This is a genomic window from Parageobacillus caldoxylosilyticus NBRC 107762 (assembly GCF_000632715.1).
In the GTDB taxonomy this organism is placed as follows: Bacteria; Bacillota; Bacilli; order Bacillales; family Anoxybacillaceae; genus Saccharococcus; species Saccharococcus caldoxylosilyticus.
The window spans coordinates 37,252-48,602 of record NZ_BAWO01000050.1; the positions used below are offsets into that span (position 1 = coordinate 37,252).

11 protein-coding genes are annotated in these 11,351 nt (G+C 47.2%); 5 read left to right on the forward strand and 6 right to left on the reverse strand.

Annotated elements, in window-relative coordinates; all coding sequences use genetic code 11:
• Positions 1–34: 34 nt before the first annotated feature.
• Positions 35–937: a helix-turn-helix domain-containing protein gene (locus GCA01S_RS13430; protein WP_042410710.1), complete on the reverse strand. Its 903-nt coding sequence runs from the start codon at positions 935–937 to the stop codon at positions 35–37.
• Between the two features lie 91 nt (positions 938–1,028).
• The gene (locus tag GCA01S_RS13435; RefSeq protein ID WP_026078511.1) at positions 1,029–1,214 is read right to left on the reverse strand and encodes a hypothetical protein; all 186 of its coding nucleotides are present in this window, start codon (positions 1,212–1,214) and stop codon (positions 1,029–1,031) included.
• A gap of 104 nt (positions 1,215–1,318) precedes the next feature.
• Between GCA01S_RS13435 and GCA01S_RS13440 the strand changes: the two genes are divergently transcribed.
• Positions 1,319–1,723, forward strand: a complete 405-nt coding sequence (locus GCA01S_RS13440; protein ID WP_042410711.1) for a hypothetical protein — start codon at positions 1,319–1,321, stop codon at positions 1,721–1,723.
• Here GCA01S_RS13440 and GCA01S_RS13445 read toward each other — a convergent pair.
• The 4 genes from GCA01S_RS13445 to GCA01S_RS13460 are packed head-to-tail and all read right to left on the reverse strand — an operon-like array spanning position 1,680 to position 6,360.
• Positions 1,680–2,855 (reverse strand): YheC/YheD family endospore coat-associated protein, encoded by a 1,176-nt coding sequence (locus GCA01S_RS13445; RefSeq protein WP_042410714.1) that lies wholly within the window; start codon positions 2,853–2,855, stop codon positions 1,680–1,682. The genes GCA01S_RS13440 and GCA01S_RS13445 overlap by 44 nt on opposite strands.
• A complete protein-coding gene (locus tag GCA01S_RS13450; RefSeq protein WP_042410716.1) occupies positions 2,852–4,201 on the reverse strand; it encodes a YheC/YheD family endospore coat-associated protein in 1,350 nt (449 codons plus the stop codon). Before GCA01S_RS13450 ends, GCA01S_RS13445 begins: the two co-directional genes overlap by 4 nt.
• The gene (locus GCA01S_RS13455; protein WP_042410718.1) at positions 4,198–5,265 is read right to left on the reverse strand and encodes a YheC/YheD family endospore coat-associated protein; all 1,068 of its coding nucleotides are present in this window, start codon (positions 5,263–5,265) and stop codon (positions 4,198–4,200) included. The genes GCA01S_RS13450 and GCA01S_RS13455 overlap by 4 nt, the downstream gene beginning before the upstream one ends.
• Positions 5,266–5,271: 6 nt before the next feature.
• Positions 5,272–6,360, reverse strand: a complete 1,089-nt coding sequence (locus GCA01S_RS13460) for a YheC/YheD family endospore coat-associated protein (protein ID WP_042410720.1) — start codon at positions 6,358–6,360, stop codon at positions 5,272–5,274.
• A gap of 127 nt (positions 6,361–6,487) precedes the next feature.
• Between GCA01S_RS13460 and GCA01S_RS13465 the strand changes: the two genes are divergently transcribed.
• The 4 genes from GCA01S_RS13465 (at position 6,488) to GCA01S_RS13480 (ending at position 10,931) form a co-directional block, all read left to right on the forward strand.
• A complete protein-coding gene (locus tag GCA01S_RS13465; RefSeq protein ID WP_042410722.1) occupies positions 6,488–7,621 on the forward strand; it encodes a DUF445 domain-containing protein in 1,134 nt (377 codons plus the stop codon).
• 90 nt (positions 7,622–7,711) lie between these two features.
• Positions 7,712–8,071, forward strand: a complete 360-nt coding sequence (locus tag GCA01S_RS13470; RefSeq protein WP_042410723.1) for a YlbF family regulator — start codon at positions 7,712–7,714, stop codon at positions 8,069–8,071.
• Positions 8,072–8,455: 384 nt separating this feature from the next.
• Positions 8,456–9,322, forward strand: coding sequence for a Cof-type HAD-IIB family hydrolase (locus GCA01S_RS13475; RefSeq protein ID WP_017435831.1), 867 nt, complete (start codon positions 8,456–8,458; stop codon positions 9,320–9,322).
• A gap of 103 nt (positions 9,323–9,425) precedes the next feature.
• Positions 9,426–10,931: a coproporphyrinogen III oxidase gene (locus GCA01S_RS13480; RefSeq protein ID WP_042410734.1), complete on the forward strand. Its 1,506-nt coding sequence runs from the start codon at positions 9,426–9,428 to the stop codon at positions 10,929–10,931.
• Positions 10,932–11,351 lie beyond the last annotated feature (420 nt).

Sequence of the window (11,351 nt, forward strand, 5' to 3'; positions counted from 1 at the left end):
AAACGTGCTTGGCTTCCATTGGACTCAGCAGCGTTTATTGATCCGTATATTGCTGCAACAATATTGCCAAATAAACGGCTACCGCCCCTTTAAAATGTTTAATATCGATTCCTGTTTTTTCAATAAATTTATCAATGCGGTATTGCAGGCTGTTGCGGTGCATATATAATTTTTTCGCTGCCATGGAAACGTTAAGATTGCATTGCAGAAATGTTTGCATGATCCGCAGCCATTCATCGTCCAATGTTTTGAGAAAAGGAAAGGCCTTTTTGACCGTTTCCAGTTCGGGATGGCCATGAATCAGCAAAAGCGGAATCACATCTTCCATTTGATAGACCGTCTGTTTCGGCATATATGTCTGGGCTAACTCGAAGCAACGTTTTTCATAGCGGAATGACTCGTAAAGCTGATCATCGTACGGATGGATTTGTCCGATAAATAAATGAATGGTAGCGTAAAAATCGGTTGCCAGCGTATCGATAATATCAGCAAATGGCAAAGGTTCTGCCGCTTGCTTTTGCTTTTTCTCAATAATGACGCCGCGATGTTCATGCTCCCAAACGATTGTAATCGGGTCAGGGAACAATCCGCTCACGGCATCGTAAAAGTCGTCTTTATTTGCAACCGATCTTTTTGTTATAAAGTGAATAAAACGGCAATATGGAGGCAGGGAGAAGAGATGCTGCAGCATCGTTGCATCTTCGTGCATGATCCATCGCTGCCATGCCTGCTCTTCTTCGCTCATCGTACGATCCGCGCCAAGAATCGGGGTGAGAAAGATCGACAATAACTGTTTCTCCTGTTTGGATAGGCGGTGTTTATCGATGCCGATTTTATCTCCCTCTTTTGTATAAAACCATTCATATCTAGCGGCGTCAGCGACCTGTTCGTTAATGACGATTGCCTCTTTGTAATAAGATTTTAGCCGTTCAAGCATCGGTACATTTCCTTTCTTTTTTCATGTTAATTTCATTATAATACAAAAAACCGATTTTCCTTGTCGCAAGGAAAATCGGTTTTTTGCATGATTATGTTGTTTCATGAGGCGGTTCTTCTTTGACTAAGTCGCGCGCCTCTTCGATATTGACGGCGTCTTCACGGCCGTGGACATAGCCGCCCGCCATACCTTCATTAATCATTCGATCGATGTCCATATAGTATTCGTCGCGGCCCTCATATTGAGAATCTTGGAGCGACCGTTCGTTTCGTTCCATCATGATGTTCCCTCCTTGTTTTTTAGTTTGTGTGAAAAAGGCATAGAATATCCGCGCTCGTCATATATATGGCAAACAGTAGGACAAGCAAGGAGGGAAAAGCAATGATACGCATGGTGAAACAACTGTTGCACATTACCTCCACATCCGCCCAGCTGGCAGAACGGCTCATGGAGACAGTGGAGGAGGAAACATGGCAGCAGCAATTCATACGATATTTAGAAGATGCCAAGCGTCAATATCAACTTTGGCAATACATTCATTATTTGCTTGCCGGGACATATGCAGAAAGCGACAGGGAAGAGGAGGTGCATGCTTTTTCTTCTGAACTGCTGCACAGGCTTTGCTTGCAGGAATTGAAAAAAGCAATGTTATGTCGAAAGGCAAGAAAAGGTTTGTCAGGAGCCGCGCAAAAGGCGGCGGATCAAGTTTTGCAGCAAGCGATGCAATACAGCCGCTTATTTTTTACGATGGTGCAAACCCAGCTAGCTCCGCAAATAGAGAAATAAGTTGTTTTGCACCGTTCTGCTGAATATCCGGTTCGTCAAAAATCATCGGCTTGGCGTTGAGCTCATATACGTACAATGTGCCGTCTTTGCTGACGCCGATATCGGCGGAAAACTCGCCGACAAAGCCAAAACGGTCGCTTATTTCTTTTCCGCAGGCGTCAAGGAGGCTGTGCAGCTCTTTTTCATCGACGCGCTCCCTTACTTCGGAATATGGCAAAATGGTTCCGCCGTTTAAGACGTGGGTCGTCAGCTGCTGCGTTTGTGCCAACCGGACGCCGATGCCGCTGATGATGTAGCGGCCATGTTTATAATGAACGAGAACGCGCAAATCATAGCGTTGTCCATTCCATGTATCGGCGTCGATTGCTTGCTGGGCAATGTAGCGTGTCGCCGCCAAAAGCGGGGCCAGTTCGTCAAGGGAGGCGAGCGTTTTTTTGCCGTTGATGTGCTCGTAAAGGATTGTATTCGGTAACAAAGAAACGGTAAGGCGGAAAATCCCTTTTCCTTTTGCCCCGTCGTTTGGCTTCATATAGACGCTTCCATACGTTTTCAACATGTTTCGTATATCGTCGATGTGCTGCACTGGCACCGTATGCGGCAAATGGGCACGCAGCCGTTCATTTTTCACGAGCGTCTCATATATTTCCCATTTTGTAAAAAAAGTGCGGTTAAAAAAAGGGATGCGGAGGTTTTCAAAACGAGCAACGGTCTGTTGGAATACCGTTGATTTTTCTTCCCGCCGGCTTTTGATTCGGTTATAAAAAACATCAGGAAGCGGGGCGGTAACGGGCACCCATCGATCCAGCGCTGGAACGAATACATATCCGCGAATGGCATGCTCACCGATCGCGCTGACCGGACAAACGACGCCGATTCCCCCAGCTTCTTGCAGGCAATGGGCGATGAGTTCGATATAGCGCTTTTTCCTGTTAAGCAGGGCCGGAATGGATGATTCACTAACCATGATGCCGACGAGCGGCCCGATTTTTCCGTTTTTCTCTTTTACAGGAAGGGAAAACGATGGCGTATCGTCAGAAAACGGCAGTAGCCCATTGCAACCAAACGAGTAGGCGCGGCTGCGATCTTGATGAAACCATGCGCCTCCATCTTGATTGTAATAAATAATGGTCATTGCAATAACGCCTCTGGTTCGGCAATGATTTTTTTGCTTAAATAGACGGCATAAGCAAGGGAAAGCATCGCGGTCCGTTCATCATCCTGCTTTAGCTTTGGATGTTTAAAAATCGATCTTCCCGGTTTGGAATTGGCCTCAAACATCCAAATATGCTGCTTTTGGTCAAGGCCGATGTCAAAGCCAATTTCGCCGATCGCAATGCCCATCTGCTCTTCCAGGCCGCGGCTTAGCGTGAGAGCAGCGTCACGAAGCCGCTTGAGAATGCGCTGACGGACGGAGGCGTCAGGAAAAATTTCTTCCATTGTTTTCACAATGCCGCCGTTGTTCATGTGGGTGGTTACGCTTCGCTTTCCGGCGATTTTCGCCGCGACCGCACTCACTTGCCAAACGCCTTGTTCATTTTTATTCGTATGGATGCGAAAATCGACCTTTCTGCCGTTGACTTCAATGAGCCGAATCCCTTGCTGGATAATATAATGGTCCAATTTTTGATGCGAAAATAGGTGTTGCCATAGCGAAGATAATGTCGGAAAGATGCGCATCCGGTTGTATCCATGTTCGTCGCGAAATCGGCATTCGTATCGGCCATTTTTCTTTACAAGATGGTAAATGCCAAAACCAAGGCTGCCGTTGGCCGGTTTTAAATATGCTTCGCCATAATGGTCTAAAAAACGTTGAACAGTTTCTGCGGTAGGATGAAGCGAAGTATCGGGAAGATAGGGCCGGGAGTGCGGATGCTCCTTTAACAGGCAGTATACTTCCCATTTATTGAAAAAGTTTTCATTAAACCAAGGAATGCCATATTGGTTTTTTAGCGTTTCTTTAATCGTTTGGAATGTTTCGCTGTTTTCAATGCGGCGGTTTGGCAGGCGGTTGTAAATAACGGTTGGCAGTGGCACTTCCCGCTGCACCCAACCGCTTTCTGTATAAAAATAGCCGGTTACCGTTCCGGTTTCCCAGTGGATATGATGGGCACCAAATAGAAAAGCAAATCCGCCGACTTTCTTCTCCTGGGAGAGCAATTTCGCAAAGAAGAAGCTGCGCTTCCCGACAGGACGAAGCGGTGATTTCGTAAATCCGGCGGTAAAAATGCCAACGAGCGGACCAAGATGAGCGGTATCGTTATCGAGAACGAGATGGACGTCCGCGGCAAACGGAATGTACAAGCGTCGTGCTACGTCTTTTGTCACGATAATCTGTTGGTCTAAAAGAGGAGAGGAAACAAAACGGCAAGGGGTAGAGACGCTTCCAAATGCCGCCATCGTCTGCCCGGAGAGAGAAACGGTTGATGGAAGATAGATCGTATTTCCTTCTTTTTCCTGAATCATTAATGAATAGGTCATAAGATGTTCACCTCGTTGGCGAGAAACAAACAATATTGCAGCGGCGCTTCGTATACGTCGTCCTTTTTGTCAGGATGAAGCGCGGCCACGATCTTTCTTCCTGGCTTGGAATTGACATCGATGATCCATACACCGCCTTCTTTTGTAATACCAATATCAATCCCTAATTCGAAGAGAGTGCCGAAGTGTTCATCCATGTAGGACGGGAGGGCGCGAATAATGGTTTCGATGCCATCGATAATCAAAATGCGCTGTGGAGAAGGAAAGGAACGGATCCACCCGGAAAAATCACGAACGTCGGCACCGGCGCGGACGTTGGCGATAAACATTCCCGGGTGCCCGACCCGCACGGCGCGGCATCGCTCTATCCATTTGCCGGTTCCATCTTTTTGGAACAGGAAGCGGACGTCAAACGGTTCGTTTTCTTTTGTCTGCAACGGCAAAAACGGCTGGATCAAGTAGGAATGTTGTTGCAATAATGTAGAGATCCATTGCTCCAGTTCGCTTTTTTGTCCGACCAAAGCGGTGGTCTGCCCAGATGCATCGCGAATATGAAGCTTCCTTTCTGCTTTTTGGATGACATAAATGCCGCGGCCGCCCGCTCCGTGCTCCGGTTTGCAAATGACCGCTTGCTCGCGGCGAATCATGCGCAAAATGTCGGCGGACGACTGCAAACGGGCGGTTTTCGGCACATACGGGGACAGCAGCGGATGCTCGATCATTTTCTCATATACGTCCCATTTACCTGGAAATCCGTATCCTAAAAAGACAAGGTCCGGCCGGCGTTTCAGCCATTGCATGATTGGTTTGCATTTTTTCGAACGGATATCGGAACGGTAAAAACAGCGGTCGTATAAAAACGATGGAATATCAAACGTGCTTTTCGTCCATGCTTGCCTTTTTTCATCAAAAGCGCGGCCATGAACTTTTTCCGTTAGCGGATCGATATCAAGCGGGGTAAAGCGGTAGACAGCAATGCCGTAACGGCCGGCACGTTTCGCGATTTCTGTACAGTATTCCATTTCCTGTTGTTCCTCAATCGTGATAAATCCAAGAGAAATCAAGGCGAATCACTCCTTTTCGTCGATCAGTGACAGACAATAGTCGATAATGGCTTTCGCCGATGGACGAATAAATTGTTTCGATATCGACATGTCGGTCTGTTTCGATGGCTTTGTGTTCACTTCAATAATCCATGGTTTATGTTCCCGATCTATCGCTAGATCAATGCCGAATTCCCCATACAATCCTTCCGCTTCACTGGCTAAAATGGTTGATACTTCGATGGCAATGTCTTTTAACAGCATTTTTTGCTGAAACGCTTTCCTTCGTTCATACCACTGTTGCAGCACGTTGTCGATCGGGACGATTTCTCCGCCGCGGGCAAGGTTGGCAACAAACTGTTCTTGATTCGCCATACGTGCGACGGCCGATGTCACACGCCATTCGCTGTCATGGACGCGGTGGCACAAGAGGCGGAAATCGATCGACCGCCCGTCGATCGTTTGCATATCGATTCCTTGCTGAATAATCGCCGCCGACTTTAGCCGTTCTTTTAAGGCGGCAAACAGCTCCGAAGTGGAAGCATACTGTTGCACCGCATCTTTCATTGACGTCGAGTAGTCAAGGAGAAAGACGGTTTCCTTGTTTTCAATGCGAAAAATATGCCGCCCTTGACTGCCGTGAATCGGTTTAATAAATACGACGGGAAATCGTTCAACAACGCTATCAAGCGTTTGTTTATTCCTGAATAATTCCGTTTTCGGCAAATAAGGATGCAAGTACGAATGTCTGGATAAATATTGATGCACTTCCCATTTATGCAAAAAACGATGGTTAAACATCAGAACGTGCTCGTTTTTCAGTTGTTCGATCAGCTGCTCAAATAAATAAGAATGTTCAGCCTTCCGTGAGTGGAGGCGGTTATAGATCACGTTCGCAGGGGGGACTTCCGTTTCTCTCCATTCCCCATCGATCCAGCGGTAGCCGCTCTTTTCATTCTTTAAATACATCGACAAAGACGTGACGTAGAAAATAAGCTGGCGCTGCATGCTATAGTTCGCTAATTCCTCGCAAAAATCATGAATCGATCCGAAATGAACGCACGAATCCTTATGGAAAATTTCCGTCAACACGGCGACCGTTGGCTGCTGATTCATCGTTCTCCCTCATTTGCGCTTCCGTCGTGCAAGCCCTATAATGAAAAATTAGGCAAATGTTTATATCGTATCGTATGATGTTCGCTTAATTTTGGTGATTATCTTATAGGCGTGAAAGGGGAAAAACATGGAGACTATTTTTTACTTGCTATTTATGATTGCGGTCGGGGCGCTGATTGGCGGAGTGACAAATTTTCTCGCCATTCAAATGCTATTTCGGCCATATGAGCCGATTTATTGGTTTGGAAAACGGCTTCCGTTTACTCCAGGACTGATTCCAAAACGGCGGAGGGAGCTGGCTGAACAGCTTGGCAAAACGGTCGTTGAACATTTATTGACGCCGGAAGGAATCCGCCGCAAATTAGTGGCCCGTGACTTGATGGACAGCATGATTGACTGGGCACGGCGGCACGCGGAAGAATGGCTTTCCCGCCGAAATACGGTCGCGGAGCTTCTGCAGCGCGCGGGAATCGAAAATGCCAAAGAGCTGCTTTGCATAAAGGCGACGCAGTGGGTGGACAAGGCGTATGAGCAGTGGATGGCAACGATGCGCGCAAAAGCGATCCGTGATGTATTTCCTGACGAAGTGCAATTAAAAATGGAAGAGCGCATCGGCGATCTCGCCAACTACATTGCCGACCGGGCGCTCGACTATTTCGAAAGCGAGGAAGGAAAAGGGCGAATTGCGAAAATGATTGACGAATTTTTTAGCGGTCGCGGGATGCTTGGAAATATGCTGCAAATGTTTCTTGGCAACGTCAACCTTGTGGACAAAGTGCAGCCGGAAATCATAAAATTTTTGCGCCATTCTGGGACAAGAGAGCTGCTGGCTCGTCTTTTATGGACGGAATGGAATAAGCTGACAAGCTATCCGCTTATCGCAGTAGAAGAATTGATTGGAAAAGAGCGGATTTGTGAAATGCTTCATCGTTTTGCGCTCGATGCGGTCGAACGAAACGATATTCTCGAACAGCCGGTCGCCGATATGGTTGCTCCGTATCAGGAGCGGATGATGAACGAATGGATTCCGCAAGCGGTGGAAGCGGGCAGCCAATGGATCAGCGGTCAAGTGGAAACGATTATCACCCGCCTGCAGCTGGCGGACATCGTCCGTTCCGAAGTTGAATCGTTTTCCATTGAACGCCTTGAAGCAATCATTTTATCGATCGCGAGTCGCGAATTAAAAATGATTACGTATTTAGGCGCGCTGCTAGGAGGAATCATCGGTGCGGCTCAAGGCATCATCGGCTTATGGATGTAAGATTTCCCCTTGTTTTTTATTAGTCATATCGCTTTTTCCCGGCGCATACGTTATGATAGAGATACGTTACTTTTTATAGGAGGCTTTTTTATGTCCAATCAGCTATATGATCTTGCCGAGCAGCTTGAGAAAGCGATCCGCGCATGCCACGATTTTCAGCAGTTAAAGCAGGCGTACGAAGCGGTGCGCCAAGATGAAATGGCGTACCGCCTATTTACCAATTTCCGAGATGCGCAAATGCGGATGCATGAAAAACAACTGACTGGGGCGGAAATTTTTCCGGAAGAAGTCGAACATGCGCAAAAAGCGATGATCCTCGCCCAGCAAAACGAAAAACTCTCGCAGTTGATGGCGCTCGAACAGCGGATGAGCATGCTCTTGGCTGACATCCAGCGCATTGCGATGAAACCGCTCGAAGAGCTGTACCGTTCTTTCATGGAAACGGAATAATGACGAACACTCATATTGAGTGTTCTTTTTTTGTCCGTTTAATCATAGCTATGAAGTGATAGGAAGAAAAGCGGAGGCGGCGCGATTAGCCTTCGAAGCCAAATGTTCTTCGACCGCAGGGGTGCTTGTCACCCCGAGGGAGAAGGTTATTTGGCAGAAGAAGGCTATCCGCCGAAGCTAGACAAAGAAGAAAAGCGGAGGCGGCACGAACAGCTCTCGAAGCGAAATGTTCTTTGCCTGCGGAAGTGCTTGCACTTCAAGGGCGAAGGTTATTTCGCGAAAGAGAGCTATCCGCCGAAGCTAGACAATCTGAAAAGCGGAGGCGGCAAACACAACAAGAAAAGCGAGCAAGATCGACTTTTTTCACAAAAGGGGGAGACAGCAGTGGCTTACAAATTGCTTGCTCTTAATATTGACGGAACCATTTTAAAAAACAACGGCCGGCTGCAGCGCGAAACAAAGGAAGCGGTCGAATATGTCAAGAAAAAAGGAGTGTATATCACGCTTTTGACAAGCCGCAATTTGCTCGCAGCACGAAAAGTCGCAAGGGCGTTAAAATTAGAGAGCGAACTCATTACGTTCCAAGGTGCCATCATCGGCAAATCATTGAACGAAAAACTGTTTGAAGAGCTTATTCCGGAAGAACGGACGTTTAATATCGTGCAGGTACTAGAAAACTTTAACTGCAATATTCGTTTGATGCACGAACGGTATTCACTCGGCAATCGGAAAAAAGTGAAAAAAAATTTAGTTGTCAAAACGGTATTATCATCTGGCGATCCATTTTTTTACCCGACACAGTTTGTCGATTCGCTTGGCGATGTGCTCATGGATGAACCGCTGGCTGTTCCGAAAATCGATGTGTATTTTGCCAGCGACGCGGAGCGGGACGAAGCCGCCGCCGTGCTGGCCAAAGCGTTTTCAACTATTGACATGATTATGCATCCAAACGGGAAAATGGAAATTGTCCCGCAAGGAGTGTCTAAACTCGCGGGATTGCGTCGGCTTGGGCATTATTTAGGCATTTCTTTAAAAGAAATGGTTGTCATTGGTGATGGCATCGATGACATTCCGGCGATCGAAGCGGCTGGTTTAGGCGTCGCGATGGGCAACGCTCCAGCGGAAGTGAAAAAAGTCGCAGACTGGGTGACGCGTTCGAACGAACAGCTCGGCGTCGCTTACATGATCAAAGAACATTTCCGTAAGCAGCAGCGCCCAGAGTTTTTGCGGAAGCTGAAAATGAAACGATAAATGGAAAAGCTGGGATAGATTGATCCCAGCTTTTTTGCGCTGTTTCACTTGACGGGCAAAAAACACTTTCTGTACACTTAAGTAAGCCTGATAGGGAAAGGTGATTTCATTGCGCATTGAAATTCAAGGATTGCACGATACCGGACGATTTCAACGACCGCTGGAAGTCATTACAGGGTTGTTTTATGAAGAATATGAATTGGCATTCGCGCCTGCTCCAGATGCGGATATAACGGTTGCATTTTCCGTTAATGGCCAGGAGTCTATCCATGTTCATGGAATATTAACCGAATCATCCACCGGCAATAGATATGAAGCGGATCATGCACGGGACATATCAAATTTTCAAGAGGAAAAAGAACGGTTTAAGCAAGTGAAGTACGCCGTATTTCATGTCTACTTGACGCTGCTGCAGCAATATACCGGCCTCATCCAGCAATGGGGCGTGCTGACGGGGATCCGCCCCGTCAAATTATTGCATAAAATGTTGCGTTCCGGGCTTTCTAAAGACGAAGCGCACCGCCAGCTTCGCGAAGATTATTTAGTAACAGAAGAAAAAATTCAGCTGATGCAGGACATTGTCGACCGCCAGCTCACGGTCGTGCCGGATTTGTACGACCTTGCTCAAGAGGTCAGCATTTATATCGGCATCCCGTTTTGCCCGACGAAATGCGCTTATTGCACGTTTCCAGCGTACGCCATTAATGGACGCCAAGGTTCCGTCGATGCCTTTTTAGCCGGTCTGCATTACGAAATGCGCGCAATCGGCCGCTTTTTAAAAGAGCGCGGCATCAATATTACGACGATTTATTACGGTGGCGGCACGCCAACGAGCATTACCGCCGAAGAAATGGATCAGCTGTATGAGGAAATGTATGAGTCGTTCCCAAACGTCGAGCGCGTCCGCGAAATCACGGTCGAAGCGGGGCGCCCGGACACGATTACGCCGGAGAAGCTGAACGTTCTGAAAAAATGGAACATTGACCGCATCAGCATTAACCCGCAGTCGTACATTCAAGAAACGTTAAAAGCGATCGGCCGCCATCATACGGTCGACGAAACGATTGAAAAATTCCACCTCGCCCGCGAGATGGGCATGAACAACATTAACATGGATTTAATCATCGGCCTTCCGGGAGAAGGGCTGAAAGAGTTTTCTTACACATTAGCGGAAACGGAAAAACTCATGCCGGAGTCGTTAACGGTGCACACGCTCTCGTTTAAACGGGCATCGGAAATGACGAAAAACAAAGCGAAATATAAAGTCGCCGACCGCGATGAAATCAGCGAAATGATGAGAGCCGCCCAAGAGTGGACGAAGCGGCACGGCTACGTTCCGTATTATTTGTACCGGCAAAAAAACATTCTCGGCAACCTTGAAAATGTCGGATACGCCTTGCCGGGAAAAGAAAGCATCTACAACATTATGATTATGGAAGAACAACAATCGATTATCGGGCTTGGCTGTGGCGCCTCAAGCAAGTTTGTCGATCCGAAAACACGGAAAATTACCCGCTTTGCCAATCCGAAAGAACCGAAAGTGTACAACGAGCACTTTGTCCACTATACGGAAGAAAAACTGAAAATGATGGAAGAGTTGTTTGGCTAGGCGGAATGGACGGGCTTCAGACAAATGTCTGGAGCCTGTCTTTTGTAGTTTAAGGTTTAAAGAAAGGGTTTCACTGAATATATAGACGTAAACTGAGATGGAGAGATCATTCGTTGAAGAAATTTAGGATAACAATAGCCACCATTATAAAAACAAAGCAGGCAATCATATACCCAATCCATCCAATTCTTTTAGGATGTGAATCGAGCCGAAAGCTCTTCCGGCTCCATACGCCTGGTTACTAAAATTTATAAAAATCGACACATCGCGATGGAACCAGGAAACACCGCTTGCCGCTCGGATTCTCACCGAGTTCCATCAGGAAGGGAATTCCCTTGTCATTCACCTGCTGTGAAAGACACCCCGTGGCTCGCTGTTAGCGACAGCGCCTGTCGTGCACCATTCCTTCCATCGGTCAGC